18 protein-coding genes are annotated in these 20,142 nt (G+C 64.7%); 11 read left to right on the top strand and 7 right to left on the bottom strand.

Annotated elements, in window-relative coordinates; all coding sequences use genetic code 11:
• The first annotated feature begins 3 nt into the window (after positions 1–3).
• The 5 genes from ACXYMN_RS04315 to ACXYMN_RS04295 all read left to right on the top strand — a co-directional run bounded on the left by ACXYMN_RS04315 (position 4) and on the right by ACXYMN_RS04295 (position 5,247).
• Positions 4–1,149 carry an iron-containing alcohol dehydrogenase gene (locus ACXYMN_RS04315; RefSeq protein ID WP_459012218.1) on the top strand — a complete coding sequence of 382 codons (1,146 nt, stop codon included), beginning with the start codon at positions 4–6 and terminating at the stop codon, positions 1,147–1,149.
• Between the two features lie 129 nt (positions 1,150–1,278).
• Positions 1,279–2,340: an extracellular solute-binding protein gene (locus tag ACXYMN_RS04310; RefSeq protein WP_459012217.1), complete on the top strand. Its 1,062-nt coding sequence runs from the start codon at positions 1,279–1,281 to the stop codon at positions 2,338–2,340.
• Between the two features lie 80 nt (positions 2,341–2,420).
• On the top strand, positions 2,421–3,527 hold the full coding sequence (locus ACXYMN_RS04305; RefSeq protein WP_459012215.1) for an ABC transporter ATP-binding protein: 1,107 nt from the start codon (positions 2,421–2,423) through the stop codon (positions 3,525–3,527).
• Positions 3,528–4,391 (top strand): ABC transporter permease, encoded by an 864-nt coding sequence (locus ACXYMN_RS04300; protein ID WP_459012214.1) that lies wholly within the window; start codon positions 3,528–3,530, stop codon positions 4,389–4,391.
• A gap of 1 nt (position 4,392) precedes the next feature.
• Entirely contained in the window at positions 4,393–5,247 is an 855-nt protein-coding gene (locus tag ACXYMN_RS04295) for an ABC transporter permease (RefSeq protein ID WP_459012213.1), read from the top strand.
• A 66-nt stretch (positions 5,248–5,313) separates the two neighbouring features.
• Here the strand turns inward: ACXYMN_RS04295 and ACXYMN_RS04290 are convergent, their stop codons facing one another.
• The 3 genes from ACXYMN_RS04290 to ACXYMN_RS04280 all read right to left on the bottom strand — a co-directional run bounded on the left by ACXYMN_RS04290 (position 5,314) and on the right by ACXYMN_RS04280 (position 8,985).
• Positions 5,314–6,765, bottom strand: a complete 1,452-nt coding sequence (locus tag ACXYMN_RS04290) for an LCCL domain-containing protein (protein ID WP_459012212.1) — start codon at positions 6,763–6,765, stop codon at positions 5,314–5,316.
• A 151-nt stretch (positions 6,766–6,916) separates the two neighbouring features.
• Positions 6,917–8,314: a sensor histidine kinase gene (locus tag ACXYMN_RS04285; RefSeq protein ID WP_459012211.1), complete on the bottom strand. Its 1,398-nt coding sequence runs from the start codon at positions 8,312–8,314 to the stop codon at positions 6,917–6,919.
• Positions 8,311–8,985, bottom strand: a complete 675-nt coding sequence (locus ACXYMN_RS04280; RefSeq protein WP_459012210.1) for a response regulator transcription factor — start codon at positions 8,983–8,985, stop codon at positions 8,311–8,313. The genes ACXYMN_RS04285 and ACXYMN_RS04280 overlap by 4 nt, the downstream gene beginning before the upstream one ends.
• 138 nt (positions 8,986–9,123) lie before the next feature.
• Here ACXYMN_RS04280 and ACXYMN_RS04275 point away from each other — a divergent pair, with 138 nt between their 5' ends.
• The 5 genes from ACXYMN_RS04275 to ACXYMN_RS04255 all read left to right on the top strand — a co-directional run bounded on the left by ACXYMN_RS04275 (position 9,124) and on the right by ACXYMN_RS04255 (position 14,680).
• Positions 9,124–10,230, top strand: a complete 1,107-nt coding sequence (locus ACXYMN_RS04275) for a tricarboxylate transporter (protein WP_459012209.1) — start codon at positions 9,124–9,126, stop codon at positions 10,228–10,230.
• A 67-nt stretch (positions 10,231–10,297) separates the two neighbouring features.
• Positions 10,298–12,325 carry a tripartite tricarboxylate transporter permease gene (locus ACXYMN_RS04270; RefSeq protein ID WP_459012207.1) on the top strand — a complete coding sequence of 676 codons (2,028 nt, stop codon included), beginning with the start codon at positions 10,298–10,300 and terminating at the stop codon, positions 12,323–12,325.
• A gap of 10 nt (positions 12,326–12,335) precedes the next feature.
• The gene (locus tag ACXYMN_RS04265) at positions 12,336–13,427 is read left to right on the top strand and encodes a 4-oxalomesaconate tautomerase (RefSeq protein ID WP_459012206.1); all 1,092 of its coding nucleotides are present in this window, start codon (positions 12,336–12,338) and stop codon (positions 13,425–13,427) included.
• A gap of 48 nt (positions 13,428–13,475) precedes the next feature.
• Entirely contained in the window at positions 13,476–13,715 is a 240-nt protein-coding gene (locus ACXYMN_RS04260; RefSeq protein ID WP_459012205.1) for a hypothetical protein, read from the top strand.
• Positions 13,712–14,680 carry a D-2-hydroxyacid dehydrogenase family protein gene (locus ACXYMN_RS04255; RefSeq protein WP_459012203.1) on the top strand — a complete coding sequence of 323 codons (969 nt, stop codon included), beginning with the start codon at positions 13,712–13,714 and terminating at the stop codon, positions 14,678–14,680. The genes ACXYMN_RS04260 and ACXYMN_RS04255 overlap by 4 nt, the downstream gene beginning before the upstream one ends.
• Positions 14,681–14,691: 11 nt before the next feature.
• On the opposite strand, the gene ACXYMN_RS04250 is transcribed toward ACXYMN_RS04255, so the two are convergent.
• From ACXYMN_RS04250 to tcuA, 4 genes are all read right to left on the bottom strand, one after another.
• Positions 14,692–15,366 carry a transporter substrate-binding domain-containing protein gene (locus tag ACXYMN_RS04250; RefSeq protein ID WP_459012202.1) on the bottom strand — a complete coding sequence of 225 codons (675 nt, stop codon included), beginning with the start codon at positions 15,364–15,366 and terminating at the stop codon, positions 14,692–14,694.
• A gap of 19 nt (positions 15,367–15,385) precedes the next feature.
• Entirely contained in the window at positions 15,386–16,414 is a 1,029-nt protein-coding gene (locus ACXYMN_RS04245) for an AbrB family transcriptional regulator (protein ID WP_459012201.1), read from the bottom strand.
• 184 nt (positions 16,415–16,598) lie between these two features.
• Positions 16,599–17,663, bottom strand: coding sequence for a tricarballylate utilization 4Fe-4S protein TcuB (gene tcuB / locus ACXYMN_RS04240; RefSeq protein ID WP_459012200.1), 1,065 nt, complete (start codon positions 17,661–17,663; stop codon positions 16,599–16,601).
• The gene (tcuA, locus tag ACXYMN_RS04235; protein WP_459012199.1) at positions 17,653–19,038 is read right to left on the bottom strand and encodes an FAD-dependent tricarballylate dehydrogenase TcuA; all 1,386 of its coding nucleotides are present in this window, start codon (positions 19,036–19,038) and stop codon (positions 17,653–17,655) included. The genes tcuB and tcuA overlap by 11 nt, the downstream gene beginning before the upstream one ends.
• Positions 19,039–19,117: 79 nt before the next feature.
• Between tcuA and ACXYMN_RS04230 the strand changes: the two genes are divergently transcribed.
• Positions 19,118–20,047 (top strand): LysR family transcriptional regulator, encoded by a 930-nt coding sequence (locus ACXYMN_RS04230; protein WP_459012198.1) that lies wholly within the window; start codon positions 19,118–19,120, stop codon positions 20,045–20,047.
• The last annotated feature ends 95 nt before the right edge of the window (positions 20,048–20,142 follow it).

Genomic DNA, 20,142 nt, shown 5'->3' with positions numbered 1-20,142 from the left:
ATCATGCCCCTCACAGCCAACTGGTCCTACCCGACCGCCATAAGGTTCGGCGCGGGCCGCATTTCCGAGATCGCGGATGCCTGCGCTGTCGCGGGGATCAGGAAACCGCTGTTGGTGACCGACCGCGGCCTTGCGGACATGGAGATCACCACCAGAACGCGCGACCTGCTGGAGGCGGCCGGGCTTGGCCGCGCGATGTTCAGCGACGTCGACCCCAACCCCAACGAAAAGAACGCCGAGGCGGGTGTGAAAGCCTATCGCGACGGCGGGCATGACGGCGTCGTGGCCTTTGGCGGCGGCTCGGGGCTCGATCTGGGCAAGCTGGTGGCGTTTCACGCGGGGCAGACCCGGCCGTTGTGGGATTTCGAGGATATCGGTGACTGGTGGACCCGCGCCGATGCGGGTGCCATCGCACCCATCGTGGCGGTGCCGACCACCGCAGGGACCGGGTCGGAAGTCGGGCGCGCATCGGTGATCACCAATTCGGTGACCGAGGAAAAGAAGATCATCTTTCACCCCAAATTCCTGCCGACGGTCGTCATCTGCGATCCTGAACTGACCATCGGCATGCCGCGCTTCATCACCGCTGGCACCGGCCTCGATGCCTTTGCGCATTGCGTCGAGGCGTTCTCGTCGCCGCATTACCACCCGATGAGCCAGGGCATCGCGCTGGAAGGCATGCGGCTGGTCAAGGAATACCTGCCGCGCGCCTATGCCGACGGTGACGACCTCGAGGCGCGGGCGCAGATGATGTCCGCCGCGATCATGGGGGCGACGGGGTTCCAGAAGGGGCTCGGCGCGATCCATGCGCTGTCGCATCCGATCGGGGCGATCTACCACACCCATCACGGCACCACGAACGCGGTCTGCATGCCCGCCGTGCTTCAGTTCAACAGACCCGCGATCGCCGGCGTGCTGGGGCAGGCTGCGAACTACCTCGGGATAGCAGGCGGGTTCGACGGTTTCTGCGCCTATGTGGACGACCTGAACGCATCGCTTGGCATTCCCCGAAACCTCAGGGGGCTGGGCATCGAGGCACCGGATATCGACCGGATCGTGACCGGGGCGCTGGCCGATCCCAGCACCGGGGGCAATCCTGTCGAAATGACGCGCGAAAACACCACCCAGCTGTTGCACGCCATCGTTTAGGGCCGCGTCGCCCAAACCCCGCAGACGCTGGCTTTCCACGCATATCGACGCCCTGTTGTCGCTCTGGACTCTTAACAAACCGGTCGCCTTAATGACCATCACAGCAACCCGCAGAAGTGGACCCTCGACATGAAAATCGGACTCGTTTCAACGACCATTCTCGTCGCTGCCCTATCGGCGACCACGGCATCTGCCGAAACCTTGCGGCTTTTGACCTGGGGCGGCTACGCACCCGACGACGTTATCGCCATGTTCGAAGAGGAAACCGGCCACACGGTCGAGGTGACCACGTCGAACAACGAAGAGATGATCGCGAAGCTGCGCGCGACCAATGGCGGTGGTTTCGACCTTGCCCAGCCCAGCCAGGACCGCATTACCAGCGCGCAGGAAGAATTCGGCATCTACAAGCCGATCGACATGTCCCGCGTCGAGGCGGCCCAGTTCATCCCCTCGATGCTGGATGCGACAGCCAAGAACACGACTTTCGACGGTGACGTTTACGGTCTGCCGCATATCTGGGGCACCAGCGGCCTTGTGGTGAACACCGCGGAGGCCGGGCAGATCGCCGACTACACCGATCTGTGCGACGCGTCTGTGGCGGGCAAGGTGTCGTACCGCCTGAAGCGCCCGACGCTGATCGGATTTGCCTTCGCGATGGGGCTCGATCCGTTTGCGGCCTATTCCGACACCGAGGCCTACCAGGGCATTCTCGACCAGGTCGAGCAGGCGCTCGTGGACTGCAAACCCAACGTGAAGACCTATTGGGACGGCGGCGACGAGATCAAGAACCTGCTGCGTTCGGGCGAGGTTGTCGCGGCCATGGCCTGGGATACCGGCGGCTGGCAGTTGAACGCCGACAATGCCGATATCACCTTCGTCGCGCCTGCCTCGGGTGCGCTTGGCTGGATCGACACCTTCGCGCTGCCGTCCCGTGGCCGCGCGGATGATGCGGCCTATGACTGGATCAACTTTGTCATGCGCCCGGACATCGCCGCCATGATCACCAACGCCGCCGGCAACTTCACCGCTGCGGTCGATGGCGATGCGGGCGTCAATGCCGATCTGAAGGCGCGCTATCAGGCAAGCTTCGACCAGGCCGCGATCGACAACATCAAGTGGTATCCGCCGGTGCCCGCGGGTCTGGAAACCATGGAAGGCGCGACGCTGGACCGCGTCAACGCCGCGAACTGAGGATCTGTTCGCCGCCACGCGAAGGGCGCGGTTCGCGCCCTTCGTTCCGACCTGCAGCAAGACCGGGAAAGACACCAACGATGGCTTTGACCGCTGACCTCGTGTGCCGCGACCTGACCAAGGATTTCGACGGTTTCCGCGCGGTCGATCGCGTCAGCTTCGATGTCCCGCAAGGGTCGTTCTTCTCGATCCTCGGTCCATCCGGCTGCGGCAAGACCACGCTGTTGCGGATGATCGCGGGGTTTCAGTTTCCCACCAGCGGCGATCTTCTGATCAAGGGAAAGTCGATGATCGACGTGGGGCCGAACAAGCGCCCGGTCTCGATGGTCTTCCAGCATCTCGCGCTGTTTCCGATGATGAGCATCGGGCGGAATATCGGCTTTGGATTGCGCCAGCGCGGTGTCCCGGGCGCAGAGATCAAGCGCCGCGTCGGGCGGGTGCTCGAACGGGTCGGATTGCCCGGTATCGAGGACCGCCAGGTCGATCAGCTGTCGGGCGGCCAGAAACAGCGCGTCGCGATTGCCCGCTGCATGGTGCTGGAACCCGACGTGCTGCTGCTCGACGAACCGCTCGGGGCGCTGGATCTGAAGCTGCGCGAACACATGAAGATCGAGTTGAAGGCGCTGCAGGCCGAGTTCAACACGACGTTTGTCTATATCACCCACGACCAGTCCGAAGCCCTGGTGATGAGCGACACTGTCGCAGTGATGAACAAGGGTCGCTTCGACCAGATCGGCACCGCGAAAGAGCTGTATTACGAGCCCGCGAACGCCTTCGTCGCGGGGTTTGTGGGCGACGCGAACCGCTTCGAGGGGAAGGTGACTGCTGTCAACGGCCAGATCGTGTCGATCGTGACGGCGGGGGGCAGTGCGCTGCGCGGACAGGCGACAGGCCGCGTTCCCGCGGTCGGCCAGCACGCGCAGATCTTCGTCCGCCCCGAGGCCATCGCGCTGTCGAACACGCCGGCCGGTGGGGCCGGGCACATCAATGCCAGCGACCGGGTCGTCGACAGCGTCCTTTTCAACGGCGCCAACAGCATGGTCATCCTGCGCGATCCCGGATCGGGCGAGACGATCCAGGCGACCCTGCCGCAGACCGGGGCCCTGCTGGGCCTGACCAGAGGCGACACGGTGCACACCAGCTGGACCCCGGAGCAGGCGCGCTGCTTTCCGGTCGAGGCGCCATAGATGGTCTCGGATCGCGCCAGGCTGGGTTTCTACCTGCTGATAATGCCGCTGCTGTTGTGGCTGGTCACCTTGATCATCCTGCCGCATGTGGGCCTGTTCTTCGTGTCGATCAGCGAAAAGGTCGGGGTGCGCGAATATGAAACCGGCCTCGGCAATTACGCGGTGTTTTTCAACGAGCCGCTTTATTGGCGCACCTTCGCCCGCACCGCCTTCATGTCGATCCTCACGACCGTCCTTACCCTGGTTCTGGGCTTTCCGATTGCCTATTACATCGCGAAGCTGACGCGCGGGCGCACCAAGACCACGCTGTTCCTGATGTGCCTGATTCCGTTCTGGGTGTCCGAGCTTGTGCGCACCTTCGGCTGGATGATCCTGTTGCGGGAAACCGGCGTGGTGTCGAATGCCCTGCAGTTTCTGGGGGTCGTGGATGGCCCGGTCGAGTTTCTCTATAACGATGCGGCCATCATGGTGGGCCTTGTCTACACGTCGATCCTGTTCATGATCGTGCCGCTGGTCACGACGCTCGACAGTCTTGACGACAGCATGATCGAGGCGGGCTATGACCTGGGCGGTTCGGGCCTGTCCATCCTGCGCGAGATCGTGATCCCGCATGCCATGCCCGGCATCGTTTCGGGCTGCATCGTGGTCTTCATGCTGTCCCTGGGCAATTACCTGACGCCGATTCTGCTGGGGGGCAAGGACAGCCTCTGGTTCACCGGGCTGATCTACACGCAGTTCATCACGCGCTTCAACTGGGAGCTGGGCTCGGCTTTCGGCTTTTTGCTGCTGGCGCTGTCCTCGGCGGTGGTCTTTCTTGGCCTCAAACTGTCGCGGCAATCGCTGGCCGGGACGATGGGGCGCTGACATGATCCCAACGGTTCCCCAGTCCGGCCCGCTGAAATGGTCCTACCGCGCCTATGTGGTGTTGTTCTTTGTCTATCTCGCCCTGCCGCTGACGGTTGTCTGCGTCTTTGCCTTCAACGACAGCGTTTTCCCCTCGCTCCCGTGGGAGGGATTCACGATGGCCTGGTTCTTCGGAACCGAAGCGCCGTTCATCGGGGTCTTCCACGAACGGTCGATCCTGCGCGCCATCGGCACCTCGGCCTTCGTGGCGCTCTGGGTTGCCGGGCTTGCGGTTGCGGTCGGCACCTGTAACGCCTTCCTGTTCGTGCGCCATGAGTTTCGCGGCAAGGGGTTTCTTTATATCCTGATGCTGCTGCCGCTGATCATCCCGGGGGTCATCCTGGGTATCTCGATCCTGGTCTTCGCCAGTTCGGTCGCCAATACGCTGGAAGACGCCACCGGGCTTTGGTTCGACGGGCTGCGCCCCGGGCTGATCCTTGTCATCCTGGGTCAGTTTTCGTTCATCACGACCTTCGCGACGCTGGTGATCTCGGCAAGGTTGCAGAAGTTCGACCTGAGCCTGGAAGAGGCGGCGATGAACCTTGGCGCGACCAGATGGGGTGCCGTGCGCCAGATCACCCTGCCGTTCCTGTTTCCCGCGATCCTGGGCGCGGGTGTCGTCGCCGTGCTGATGAGCTTTGAGAATTTCAACACCACGCTGATGCTGGTCGGGTCGGACTCGCCGTTGACCATCACCATGTTCGACAAACTCAAGCACGGCTCCACGCCGGTACTGAACGCGGTATCGCTTTTGCTGATCGTCGCGTCGGCGGCGCTTGGGTTGCTGTCGCTGCTGTTCCAGCGGTCGAAGACCTAGGCGAGGGGCCCGGTGCCCGGTGCCCGGGTGGGGGGCGATCTGCCGCCCAAGGGGGGCTCTGGTGCGTTACTGAAACCGGAACGATCCGCCCCAGACCCCGTAGCCATGTGTCGAGACGCCGTTGCTTTGGCTGGCGGTATAGGATGCGCGCCCCGGTGTGCGCGCGACCCTGACCATGCCGCCGCGATCCGACACCGCGCCCGCATGCCGCGCGGCCCGGCAGACCGACGAGTCGTCGGTATATTCGCCCGTGCCCCAGACCGCCCCGAAGGTGGTGGCATGGGGCGCGCAGAAGCAGGACAGTACCGCGCCTTGCGACCTCATGGTCGCGGGGCAATACCAAGTGCCCGGGTCCGGGCGGGTGCCTTCCTGGCACTGGCCGGATTGCGCGCCCGGAAAGTAGAACGACCCGCCCCATTCACCGTAGCTGGCGGTGGTGATGCCGCGCGCCGTGCTGCCGCGGTAAAACGGGCATCCCCGGGCCCCCTTCAGCGTGACCACCCCCCGATAAGATATGGCTCCGTCCTGCGACGCGCTGGGCCGGGCAAGACCGGCATGGATCGCCGCGCCGCAGATCGAGGAGTCGCTGGTATACATGTCGCTGCCCCACACATTCCCCGGTGTCGTCGTGTCGCAGATGCAGGTCACCGACTGGTCCAGCGCCGGGCGTGCCCCGCAGGCGGTGATCGCGGGGACGGCTGCGGGCAGCGGGGTTCCGGCGGGGTGACAGGCGGCCTGGGACAGCGCGGCGATGGCCTGGTCGATCAGGCGCAACTCCTCGGCGAGCTTGGCGCGCATCACCGGCTGGTAATATCCCACGCCCAGGCGGTGCGGCCCGTACTTGCCCTGCGCCTGGGGAAAGCGCCAGCGGGGGAATTTCGCGGCTCCGGCGGTTTCCTCGAAATAGCCGAAGAACAGCAGGAAGCGGTCCGCATTGGCCTGCATATAGAGGTTGAGCGACGTGGGGTCGGTCGGCGGGCTGGTACCGGCCAGCTTGGTCAGCAGCGCCCGGTACTGGGTGATGAAGTCCTGAAAATCCGGGCTGGTGACGTCCCCGACCCGGCCATACTCGGAATAGTCGAGAACGTACTGATAGAAGCTCGTGTTCGCCTCGGCCCGGGTCCAGAGGCCGGTGGACTGGGCTTCCGCATAGGCCGCGTTCAGCCCGACGCTGAACAACGCGCCCAGGACCGCCGCGGCCCAGCCCGGGGGCCCCCCCGTGGCCACCGCGCCAAGGACGCTCATCCCGACGCCACCCGCACCCCCGAGCAGGACGGTCTCGGTGAGGCTCGCATGTTTGACATCCGCCTGGAACGCATCGCGCCATCTGCTGAGCGCCGCGACGGTTTCCTGCGACAGCTTGTTGGACTTCAGGTCGGCCTGGATCGCGTGCAACCGCGCGCGACTGGTCTTGAAGGCATCGACGCATTCCTGTGCGCTGGCCTCTGGCGCGGGCGCAAACAGGGCCAGCCCGGCAATCAGGATCAGATATAGCCCCTTGCGTAGAGAACCCGACATTCCGCACCCCGCAGTTTTTCCGGCGGCGTCTTGCCTGAGTATACCACAAAAGCCGGTCGCCCGCATCTGCCCGGCGCTTACCCCACAAGGCAGGCGCGCCTGGGATGCCTGCGACTGATGCCACCGGGGCGTGTCGCGGCAGTACAGCGGCTTACGACTGCCGCGGGCGGTTCAGGGCAGGCCGCTGACCGGACAGCGGAAGCGTCAGCACGATCTTCGCGCCACCGGACGCGTTCGAAATTTTGAGCGTGCCGCCGTGGTTCTCTATCACCCGCGCGGCGATCGGCAGACCCAGGCCGCTGCCCGGACCGCCGTCGGCCTGACCAAATCGGCTGATCGCCTGAATGTGCTTGTCATCGGGGATGCCCGCGCCGTTATCCGCGACCGAAATGGCGGCATGGGTTGCGTCGCAGGACAGGCCGACCCTGATTTCCGACATCCGGGGGCCGCCATGCACGACGGCGTTGGTCAGAAGGTTCAGGATCGCCTCCTGCAACAGGACCGGGTCGCCCCGCACCTGCGCGTCCGCATCGGGCAGCGAAACCGTGACTTCGGCGCGCAGATCCCGGTTGCGGGCGCGAAAGGTGTTCACCACCTCCCGCAGCAGGGATGCGAGGTCCACGGTCTCGCTTGACCGGGACAGGTCGGTTCCGCCGGCGCGTTCGAATGACAACAGCTGGTTGGTCAGGTTGCTGGCCTCGCGGGCGGCCTGGACCAGCTCGGCGCTGCGGTCCTTCGCGGCCTGCGCGCTGGGCGCGTTCTGCACCGCCTCGGCAAGGGCGAGGACACCGGCCACCGGATTCCTGAGCTGGTGCGCGGCGTTCGAGATGAATTCGTCCTTCGAACTGATCCGACGCGACACCCGGTCCAGCAGCGCGTTCAGGGTATCGACGATCCTGCGCACCTCGATCGGGACGGGGCGGCGGATGGGCTCCAGCTCGGTCGGCGTGCGTTTGGCGATCGCCGCTTCGAGATCGAGCAAGGGCCGCAAGCCCACCGCGACGCCGAACCAGACGATCAGGGCGACCGACAGGACCAGCAGGGCGATGACGGCGAAGGAACGGGTGACCACCTGGCGCACAAAGCCGCTGCGGACATCGGCGTTCTGCCAGACGGTGATGTTGAAGACCCCGCTGACGCCGCTGATGGTCGTGCCGTCCTGAAACCGCAGGACGCGAACGTCCTGTCCCTGATAGCGCGCATCGTAATAGACCGGTGCGGTCTGATCCGAGGGCGCGCTACGCGGCAGCACCGGAGGGGTCGAATACCCGGTCACGAAAACCCCGTCGGGGGCATAGACATGGTAGAACAATTCGCCACCCGAGGTATCGTTGATGAGCCGCCGGGTGGTCGGGCTCAGCGCGTCGCCGTCCGACACCGCAAGGTCGCGCGATATGGCAAGCGCCGCGGACAGCAAGCCGCGATCGAAGATGTTCTGCGCCCGTTGCGAGGTGCTGCGAAACTGCCAGGCGCCCGCCACCAGCGCGATCAGCAGCAACGGCGTCAGGATGATCAGGATCAGCCGCGACCGCAGCGAGCGCGGCGTCACGAGGCGGTCCCGGCGACCAGTTGATAGCCCAGACCGCGCTGCGTTCTGATCTGGATGCCGTATGGGCTGAGGCGGCGGCGAAGGCGCGAGACGTAGACCTCGACCACGGTGTCGGTCACATCGGCGCCGACACCGTAGGCATGGTCGAGCAGGGTGCTTTTGGACACGATGCGCCCGTTGGCGGCAAACAGGCATTCGAACACCGACATCTCGCGGCGGGGCAGGTCAATTTCGGTCTCGTCGTCGAACAGCTGACGGCCCGCGACATCGTAGGTCAGCGTGCCGACCATTTCGATGTGCTGTTGCGGCACGGAGCGCCTGCGCAGCAACGCCCTGACGCGGGCCTCGAGCTCGGCCATCTCGAAGGGTTTGATCAGGTAGTCGTCCGCGCCCGCGTCCAGCCCGGTCACGCGGTCCTCGGTGTCGCTGCGCGCGGTCAGCAGGATCACCGGCCGCTTGTCGTCGCGCTGGCGAAGCTGCTTGAGCAGCGTCAGACCGTCGGTGCCCGGCAGGTTGATATCGAGAATGATCAGGTCGGCACCATCGCTTTTCAGATAGTGGTCCGCCTCGTCCCCGTTGCCCAGGATGTCCACCGCATGTCCTGCGTCCTCAAGTCGATAACAGATGCCCTTGGCAAGGCTGAGGTTGTCTTCGACCAGTGTGATGCGCATTGTGACAAAATATCGGGCATGCAAGTTTCATGCAAGGTTCACAGGCCAGACAGCCGTCATCGACAAGGGGGCGGACACCCCTCGTGTGATTCTATTCTGGCCCCGCATCGCAAGGGGTCGCGTTCAAGGGAGGAACATATGTCCACTATCAAATCCACGCGTCGCGTGGCGCTCGGCCTCGTGGCTGCGGCTGCCGCTACATTCTCGCTGCAGGCCAATGCCGCCAGCCATGCCATGGACATGTCCGGCAAGACCGTCGAATGGATCATCCCGTTCTCAGAAACCGGCGGCTCTGCCAAATGGGCCAACTTCTACGCGCCGCTGTTGTCCGAGGCTCTGCCCGGCACGCCCACGGTCGTCGTGAAGTTCATGCCCGGTGCCGGGTCCACCAAGGGTGCGAACTACTTCCAGAATCAGGAATTCGAAGACGGCACCACGATCTTCGGCTCCTCCGGTTCCACACAGTTCCCGTTCCTGCTGGGCGATCCCCGCGTGAAATTCGACTACGCCGACTGGAACGTCGTGCTGGCCTCGGGCACCGGTGGCGTCGCCTACCTGCCGCCGGACCTCGCCGCCAAGATGGACGGCATGGATGCCAGCGCGCTTCAGGACGTCGACTTCATCTATGGCAACCAGGGGGCAACACGGCTTGACCTCGTGCCGACGCTGGCATGGGAGATGCTGGGCCTGAACGTCGAAAGCGTCATGGGCATCAAAGGCCGTGGCGACGGCCGTTTGATGTTCGAGCGTGGCGAAGCCAACATCGACTACCAGACCTCGTCTTCCTTCCTGTCGGGCGTCACGCCACTGGTCGAGGCGGGCACAGCCGTGCCGATGATGACCTGGGGCGCGCTGGACGACGACGGCAACATCGTCCGCGATCCGACCTTCCCCGATATCCCGACCTTCAAGGAGCTTTGCGAAGCCACCGACGGCTGCGAGACATCGGGCGAAAAGTGGGATGCGTGGAAGGCCTTCTTTATCGCGGGTTTCCCGGCGCAGAAGATGGTGTTCCTGCCCAAGGGCGCATCGGAGGCGGCGATCGCCACCTACACGGAAGCCTTCGAGGCCATCAAGGCCCGTCCCGACTTCGCCGAAATCTCGGGCAAGCGGCTGGGCAAGTACCCCCAGATGACCGGCGCCGCCGCCAAGAAGGCGCTTGAGAGCGGCACCAAGGTGACGCCGGAAGCCAAGGCTTTCGTGGTCAACTGGCTGCAGGAGAAATACGGCGTTTCGCTGAACTGAGCCTTGCTTTCTGAACGCCCTGCCACATCGGCGGGGCGTTTTTTCAAGCAAGGCAGGGGAGAAGTTCATGGATGTGATCGTGGAGGCGCTTCCCGCGCTGGGCAGTGCGTGGGGGCTGATATTGCAGCCCGTCGTGCTGGGATATCTGGTGCTGGGTGTTGTCATGGGCCTGTGCATCGGCGTGTTCCCCGGCCTCGGCGGCATCGCCGGGTTGTCGCTGCTGCTGCCCTTCATGTTCGGGATGGACCCGATCCTCGGTCTCGCGCTCATGGTCGGCATGGTTGCGGTGGTGCCCACCTCGGACACCTTCGCGTCTGTCCTGATGGGCATTCCCGGGTCGTCGGCCAGTCAGGCGACGGTGCTTGACGGCTTTCCCATGGCCAAGAAGGGGCAGGCGGCACGGGCGCTGTCCGCGGCCTTTGCGTCGTCGTTGTTCGGCGGGCTTGTCGGCGCCAGCTTCCTGACCGTCTTCATCCTGATCGCCAGACCCATCGTGCTGGAGTTCCGGACGCCCGAGTTGCTGATGATCACGATCTTCGGCCTGTCCATGGTCGGCATCCTTGCCGGGCGCGTCGCCATCAAGGGCATCGTCGCGGCGGGTCTGGGCATGCTGGTCGGCACCATCGGAGAAGGCGCGTCCTCGGGCGATCTGCGGATGTCATCCTACGATTTCCCGTATCTCACGGACGGGCTGAAGCTGGTTATCGTGGGCCTGGGCATCTTTGCCATTCCCGAGATCATCTCATTGCTTCGGCAGGACCGCGCCATCGCGCAGGAACCGCAGATCGGCGGCGGTTGGCTCGAAGGTGTCAAGGACTGGTGGGCCAATATCTGGCTGTCGGTCCGCTGCTCGATCATCGGGGTCATCGTTGGGGTCATCCCCGGCCTCGGCGGGTCGGTCGTCGACTGGATCGCCTATGGTCACGCGGTGCAGACCACCAAGGACAAGTCGCAGTTCGGCAAGGGCGAAGTGCGCGGCGTGATCGGGCCGGAAAGCTCGAACAACGCCAAGGAGGGCGGCGGTCTGGTGCCGACCCTGCTGTTCGGCATCCCCGGCTCCGGGTCGATGGCGATCTTTATCGGCGCGATCGCGCTGCTGGGCTCCGGTCAGATCGAAGTCGGTCCGGCCATGCTCAAGAACAACCTCGACATCACCTATTCCATCGTCTGGCTTCTGGCCCTCGCCAATGTCGTCGGCACGGTGATCTGCATCGCGGCCTCTGGCGGCATCGCCAAGCTGACGACGATCCGCTTCGCGCTGCTGGCGCCGTTCCTGTTCATGATCATCAGCTTTGCCGCCTTCCAGTCGGGCCAGAACCTGATGGACCTTGTCGCCTTGCTGGCGATCGGCTTTCTCGGCATCATGATGCGGCGCTTCGACTGGTCGCGCCCGGCGTTCCTGATCGGGTTCGTTCTGGCGCGCCCCGCCGAGACATACGCCAACCAGGCTGTCCAGATCGCGCAGAGCCAGTTCCGCAAGAGCTTTGGCGAAGGCATCGACTACATCTTCTCGCCGATCGTCATCATCCTGCTGATCATCACCGTCATCTCGGTGGTGCTGGGGCTGCGTCAGGCCAAGAACATCCTGGCCGAGGGCGATGTGCAATCCGGCTCGAAACGCGCGCCGCTGGTGTTCCTGCTCATCGTCACCGGGTATATCGCCTATGCCTTCTACGATGCGGCCTCGATCCCCAGCTACAGCCGCGACCGCGTCTTCCCGATGTTTGTCGCAAGCGTCTGCCTGGTGGGCTGCGCGGCGCTGATCATCCGCATGATCCTGAAGCCCGAGAAGGACACGATCTTCGCGGACCGCGAGTTGAACGGCGAGGATGCGAACGCGACCCACAGCCTTTGGTCGACCCTTGCTTGGTTCGCCGGACTTCTGGTGCTGACCGGATTGCTGGGCTTCATCCTTGCGCTCGGGCTGTTCCTGTTTGCCTTCATGAAGGTGCGCGCCGGGGTCGGCACGCTTTATGCGGCGATCTACACGGCGTCGGGCATCGCCTTCATGTGCGGCATGGCATGGTTGCTGAACCGCGATTTCCCACCGGGTCTTTTGCAGGAATACACCAACCTGCCCTGGCCCCTGAACTAAGGCGTTCGACATGAGCCAGACCGCTATTCCCTTTCTGTTCATGCGGGGCGGCACCTCTCGTGGGCCCTACCTGAACCGGGCCGATCTGCCCGAAGACCTCGACACGCTGTCGCAGGTGCTGATCGCCATGGTCGGCGCGGGCCATCCGCTCAATATCGACGGGATCGGCGGCAGCGCGGCGGTGACCAACAAGGTCGCGATGCTGTCGCGTTCGGACGATGACTGGGCCGATGTGGATTATTTCTTCGCCCAGGTCAGCGTCGAGGATCGGATGGTGGACTACAAGCCGACCTGCGGGAACATCCTGTCCGGCGTCGGGCCCGCGGCAATCGAAATGGGCCTTGTCGCGGCGCAGGACGGCGAAACCACGGTCAACATTCGTGCCGTCAACACCGGCGCGAAGGTGGCCGCCATCGTGCAGACACCCGGCGGCTCGGTCAGCTACGAAGGCGACGCGCAGATCGACGGCGTGCCGGGCACATCGGCGCCGGTGGCGCTGCAATTCATGGAGACCGTGGGCGGCGTGACCGGGGCATTCCTGCCGACCGGCAACCTGACCGATACGATCGACGGGATCGAGGTGACCTGCATGGATGTCGCCATGCCCATCGTCATCGCCAAGGCGGAAAGCTTCGGCCTGACCGGTTACGAATCCGCGGCAGAGCTGGATGAAAACGCCGGGTTCTACGCCCGCATGGAGGCCATCCGGCAACAGGCGGGCAGGCAGATGGGCATGGGCGACGTGTCCAGTTCCGTCACGCCGAAATTCGGCCTGCTCGCCCCCGCCAAACAGGGCGGCACCATCGCGACGCGGTATTTCATGCCGTGGAAGTGCCACCCGACGATGGCGGTCACCGGGGCGCAATGCCTTGCGTCTTGCGTGCTGACCCCCGGCACCGTGGCAGACGGGATGGCCGCCGCGCCGGAAAGGTCGCCCGCGAGGATCACGCTGGAACATGCCTCTGGCACCATCGACGTGGTTGTCGATTACGAAAATACGGCGGAAGGTTTTGCGCTGAACTCGGCCGGGTTGGTGCGCACCGCGCGCAAACTGGCGGCGGGCGAGGTGTTCGTCGCGTCCCGCGTCTGGCAGGGCAATTGAAGAGTGACCCGGATGGCGTACAATAGCTCTGACAGGGGAGAGCGAACAATGCCGGACAGTATCAAAGGCCATATCCGTGCCGCCCGGTCCGCGCTTGTGACCGCGCGCCAGATGCTCAATGACGAAATCTCGAGCTATCCCACGCCGATCGCGGGGTGCGATGTGCAGTTCAACGATCTTCTTGCCGAACGCGGCAAGGTGCGGGCCGCCCTTCAGGCGCTGGATCAGACGATTTTTGTCCCGACGCCGCGTGCGCCCGTCGCATCCAAAGGGATCGAAAGCCGATGAAGGTTCACATCCTAGACGACTGGTTCGACACCCTGCGCACGCTGCCGTGTTTTTCGAAACTGGACGGCCATGACGTGACTGTCTGGACGGATCACGAACCCGATCCCGCGGCCCTGGCCGACCGGGTCAAGGACGCCGAAGCGCTGGTGCTGTTCCGGGAGCGCACGCGGATCGGCGCGGATCTGCTCGAACGGCTGCCCAATCTCAAGCTCATCTCGCAGCGCAGCGTCTATCCGCATATCGACGTGGAGGCGTGCACCGCGCAGGGGGTGCTTTTGTGTTCGAACATGCACGCCGGTGCGCCGTCCTACGCCGCGGCCGAGCATACGCTGGCGCTGGTGCTGGCCAGCTACCGGCAGATCCCGCAGCAGGCCGCGTCGCTGAAGGCGGGCAACTGGCAATGCGGCGTCGGGCGGACGTTGCGGGGGCGGACCCTGGGACTTTACGGCTATGGCCGGATCGCCGGTGCGGTCGCGGAATATGCCACGGCGCTGGGCATGAAGGTCCAGTGGTGGGCATCCGAGGCGGGCCGCGCGCGGGCCGAGGCGGCGGGGGCGACCGTCGCGCCATCGCGCGAGGCGTTCTTTGCCGCCTCGGATATCGTCAGCGTGCATGTGCGCCTGAAACCCGAAACGCGCGGTCTGATTACCGCGAAGGATCTGGCCGACATGCAACCGCGAGCGCTGTTCGTGAACACGTCACGCTCGGGTCTGGTCGAGCAGGGTGCGCTGGAGGCCGAGATCGCCCGGGGCCGCATCCATGCCGCCGTCGACGTCTTCGACAGCGAACCGCTGACGAATGTGCAGCACCCGCTGCTGACCCATCCGAACGTGCTGGCCACGCCGCATATCGGCTACGTCACCGAGGATGAGTTCGACTTGCAGTTCTCGGATATCTTCGACCAGATCACCGCCTATGCCGAGGGCACGCCGATCCACATGATCAACCCCTCGGTTTGGGGCTAGCGCGGCGGCGTCTACAAGGCAGAGGCGACGAACCCGTCGTCGATGGCCCGCATGACAAAAGCGTCAAGCGCCCCGATCAACGGGTCGGATCGGTCGGGCAGCACCATCGCCTGTTCCACCGATGTCAGCACACCCGGCAGGATCCGCACCTCGGGGTCGGCTTCGAAAAACCCCGCAAGCGACGCCCGGACCCCGGCCACCGCATCGCAGCGCCCGTCTCGGAACTCGGCAAAGCTTTCGGGCGGTGTGCCGGAGCGTTCAAGGGTGGCGTGTTTGAGGGCGGAGCGAAGATGCATGTCATAGGCCGAACCGGTCGCGGTCAGCACCGTCACGCCCGCGCGATCCACATCGTCGACATCGCGGAAGTCGGACCCGGCGCGCACGGCATAGGTGGCCTCGATGGTCAGGTACGGTCGGGTAAAGGCGATCTTTTCGGCCCGCATGGCATCGATGGCCAGAAACCCGACATCCCACTTGTCCTGATCCGCATCGGCAAAGACCTTGCCCGCACCGGCATAGATCACCGGCACCATCCGCGCGCCGATCTCTGCGGCGAGACGCCGGGCCAGGGCCGGGCTGACGCCGGTGATGTCGGAGCCGTCGGTCTGAACCAGGGCGCGGTTGCCGGTGTTGATCGCGACCCGCAGCACACCGTCGCGCGCGAGGTTTGCAAGCTCTGTTGGCATGGTCCTTGTAACTCCCTGATCAGGTTCGGGTGCCCGCGCGGAACAGCCGCGCGAAAAGCGGCGCACCCAGAATGACGACGAATATCCTTAGCACGTGATGGGCGACGACAAAGGCCATATCCGCCCCGACGATCAGTGCCAGGACGGTCAGTTCCGCCTGACCGCCGGGGGCGAAGGCCAGGATCGTCTCCATCGCGGGGGCCAGTCCGAAGAGGTGGATGATTTCGGCGAAGACCACCGTCAACAGCAGAAGGATGCCGCAGAATCCAAGCGCCGCGGTGACGTAGGTGCGCACCTCGGGCATGGTGACGCCCGCGTATTTGGTGCCGACGCTCATGCCGATGAAGAACTGCGCCGCCCAGACCGCCTCGGCGGGGGGGCGGTGCTGCAGAATGCCCGCCAGCGCAAGGATCGCGGCCAGGATCAGCGGGCCGAGGATCGACGCCCCGAACATCCCAAGCCGTTTTGCGATCTGCCATCCGGCGATGCCGCAGAGCACCATCAGGGCCAGTTGGGGCGGGGGGATGGAGGCCGCGGGCGCGCCGGGCGGATTGCTCAGATCCGCATCCCATGCCCATCGCAACAGGAACGGCAGCGCCACGACGATGACCATGACGCGGGTGGCGTGGATCAGCGACAGCGCCCGGACATCGGCACCGGCTTCTTCTCCGAACAGCACCATGTCCTGAAATCCGCCGGGCATGGAACTGTAGTAGCTGGTGGCGAAGTCGAACCCCCAGAGGCGCTGGAAATACGGCACACCGACAATCCCGATCGCCGCGACCATCAGCGGGATCATCAACAGTGTGGGCCACATCGCGGCCATCGAGATCAGCAGGGTTGTCGTGAAGGTGGCGCCGACCGCGACCCCCAGGATGGTCCGCATCCCGTCGCCGATCACCTTGATGCCGCGCATCGGGATGCCGGCAAGGGCCGCCAGCAGGCAGCCGAAAATCGGCCCCAGCAACCACGGAAGCGGCAGGCCCAGCAACTGGAACGCCGTCACACCGAGGGCCGCCACGCCGATTGCCGAAGCGAAGGGGGTCATCGGCAAACTGCCTTCGGTGTGGATCGGCGCATGGGCGTGCCGACCGCGTGCGTGGCGCGCTTTACACCGTCCCTGCGCGCGTACATTGCGACGGTCGTCTGCACAGCCCGCACCCCGGCACCGCCGCACGGGCGATCCCGGGTCATGTCGGGCGATGGCCGACGGTGCGGGGGGCGGTGCGGTCTCAGCCTTGCGTCCTCTGTGCGTCGCGGGTCAGCGCCGCGAGACGATAGAAGCCATGCGCCATCTTGGTATAGGGCATCAGCAGAAAGAAGCTGAGCACCGCGCCGAGGTGCAGCGCAAGAACGGTCGGCATCAGGGCCGTGGCACCGAGCAGATAAAGCACCAATCCGCTCAGGGCGACGAACCCCAGCAGCGCGATGAAGGCGACCTCGCCGCCCCAGGCTGCCCTGGCCCCCAGGGTCGGGTCGGACCGGTATTTCAGCATCACCATCCAGATGGCACCGACCGTCAGCATGATCCCGCCCGGGATGCCCAAAAGCTTGGGCAGGGAAATGAGGCCGTAAGGGGCCTGCATGTCGAAGACATAGTGCATGATGGTTCCCGACGACGTGCTGGCAAAGCACAGCAGGAAGCCGTAAAGCACGAACTGGTGCGCAACGCGCCGCGCCTGCGAGAACCTGTCTTCTTCCTCGAAGTTGCAGCCGTCGCCATGGCCGCCTGACAGGTTGCGCATATTGGCGGCTGCCGCGAAGGCCTGGGCGATGTGCTGGATCCCGACCTTCTCGCCATTCACCGCCTTCCAGTATCGCTGCAGGCTGATGCCGATGCTGAACAGCGGAAACAGGAACGCGGGCGCAAAGATCGCGACCATCAGGTTGTGCGACATCACCGCATAAAAGCCGTCGCCGCCGCCTTGCCCCAGCCATCGCGCTATGAAGAAGATCATCGCAAACCCCAGCATCGTCGCGACCGTAATCGCCATGCCGTTCTTCTGGAACTGGCGGGCGGCCTGGCTCGGATAGGCATATTCTTCCCAGCTGTCCTGCCGCACGTTCGCCAGCGCCGCCGGCAGGTTCAGGTCGAACTCGTGCGGGGCGGTGTACTGGCACGCGTAGTAGCAGCCGCGACAGTTGTGACAGAGGTTCGCCAGTTGCGTGATGTCGCCGTCCGAAAACGCGCGCTGGTCGTGCAGGGCGGGAAAGACGGAACAGTAGCCTTCGCAATACCGGCAGGCATTGCAGATTTCGGCCTGACGCCGGGCTTCCTGGATCAGATCAATTTGCATGGTTCGCGGCCTCTTTCCCGGCGATGCGTCCGAAGACGGTGCCGATGGTCATTCCAAATCCGGCCAGATAGCCCTGACCGAGGATCGACCCGGCCATCGTCTCTCCTGCGGCCCAGAGGTTCGACACCGGTCTGTTGCCGATGGAGCATTGCGCGGTGTCGTCCACCTTCAGCCCCAGATAGGTGAAGGTCACGCCGGTGCGCAGCGAGTAGCCGTAGAACGGCGCCTCGGTGATCGGGCGCGCCCAGTTGGTCTTGGCAGGGGTGAGGCCGGTGGTGGCGACGCCGTCCAGCTCTGTGGGGTGGAAACCGCGGGTGTCGCCGCAGCTTGCATTGAAGTCGTCGACGGTCTTGCGCAACGCCGCGGGCGGCAGGCCCATCTTCTCGGCCAGCTGCTCGACCGTGTCGGCCTTGATCGGCGGGAAAACCGACGGCATGAACAGGTTCAGCGATTTTGCGTCGATGATGACATAGCCGACTTGGTCGGGTTGCCCGGCGACCAGACGCCCCCAGATGGCGTAGCGCTTGGGCCAGACATCCTCGCCCTCATCATAGAAGCGCTGCGCGTTCTTGTTCACCACGATGGAGAACGGCACGCAATCCAGCCGTGTCACGATGCCGCCGTCGAACTTGGGCGCGCGGCCATCGATGGCCACCGCGTGGCACTGGGTCGGGTCGCCGACCTGCTCCACGCCCTGATCCAGCAGATCCGCAAGAACCACGCCCCGATTGTACGGTGTGCCGCGGATCAGGAAATTCGCGGCGGCCGGTCCCCATGCCCGCGTCAACCATTCGGTGTCGGCCTGAAACCCGCCCGAGGCCACGATGACGGCCTTGGGCGAAAGCCGCTGCGAGGTGCCGCCGTGGTCGTAATCGAGATACACGACCTTGCCGTCCTCGACCTCGAGATGGGTCACCTTGGCATCGTAGGTCACGTCGACGCCCAGCTTTTCGGCGGTGCGGTAATATGCATTCACAAGGCTTTTTCCGCCCCCAAGAAAGAAGGCGTTGGTCCGACCCAGAGAGAGCGTGCCCGACAGGGCCGACTGGAAGCGGACGCCGTGGTCCTGCATCCAGGGCAGGCATTCCTCCGACGATCTGATCGCCAGCCGCGCCAGACCTTCATGGGTCTTGCCGCCGGTCACCTTCATCAGGTCGGCGAAATACTCGTCTTCGCTGTAGCTTTCGATCAGGGGGCCAAGCGGGCCCGAATGCATGCAGCGGAAATTCCGGGTATGGCGCGAATTGCCGCCCCGGTAGGGCTTGGGCGCGGCCTCGAGAATGAGGACACGCGCACCGGCTTCCGCGGCGGTGATTGCGGCGCACAGGGCCGCGTTGCCGCCGCCGATTACCACGATGTCATAGGGTGTCGTCATGCCAAGGCTCCTTGTGAGGCTTGTTGTAAGGACCGGAAATTATTTTGACCAATGAGAAAATTCGCGCAATTATTGCGTTATGCGCATCAATTACGATTTCAACGACCTCGAGGCCTTCCTCGCCGTGAAGGAGACGGGGTCCTTTCACCTCGCGGCAGAGCGGCTCAACTTGTCGCAATCGGCGGTCACCCGGCGCGTCAAGAAGCTGGAACAGGCATTGGATTCCCTGCTGTTCGAGCGCACGACCCGGGCGGTGAAGCCGACCCTTGCGGCCAAGCGGCTGCAGGCCCGCGCCGAGGCGATCCTGGACGGGGCGCAGGAAACCACCCGAGCGATGCGCGACGAAAGCGCCGCGCTGTCGCATCAGAAGACCGCGATCCTGACCATTGCGGTGATCCCCAGCGTGGTGCCGATGCTGCTTGTCGATGCGGTTCGGACATTCCGCGCCGCAGGCCACAGCGCAAGGCTGCGGATTCTGGATCGCGCCGCCAACGAGGTCGCGGAGGCGGTGTCCAGCGGCGAGGCGGATTTCGGCATCTGCTCCATTCCGATGCTGGAACCAGCAACCGCGTTCGAGCCGTTGTTCGACGACCGGATCGTCCTTGCCCTGCCGCGCGATCACCCTTTCTGCGGGCGCGATGTCCTGAGGTGGGCGGACCTTGTCGGGGACGACCTGATCGTCCCGGCACGCGGCACGGGCAACAGGTTGCTGATCGACGAGGCCATGGCGCGAAGCCGCCAGCCGGTGGTCTGGACATTCGAGGTCGGACGGTCGACCACCGCGCTGGAACTGGTGGACGCAGGCATCGGGATTGCCCTGTTGCCCCGGTCGTCGGTGGCGTCTGGCTTTGGTCGCTCAACCACCTGGCTGCCGATCGAAAGCCCGGAAATCGCAAGGCCCGTGGGGCTTCTGACGCGCAGCGGACAGGGCGAAAGCCAGATGGTGACCGCGTTTCTGACAGTCCTGCGGCAGATCAGCCGGGGTCAGACCCGCACCCGTGCAACCTGATGCGGATATAGCTTCCTCGGGTGCTGCTTAAGACGAAAGGCGGCCTCGTTCATCGCCACCGCCGTCACTTGAGAGCGCGGCGATCAGCCTCTGCC

It is taken from the genome of Roseivivax sp. CAU 1753, assembly GCF_054482575.1.
Note: the sequence above shows the minus strand (reverse complement) of the source record. Positions and strands in the feature narration are given on the sequence as shown.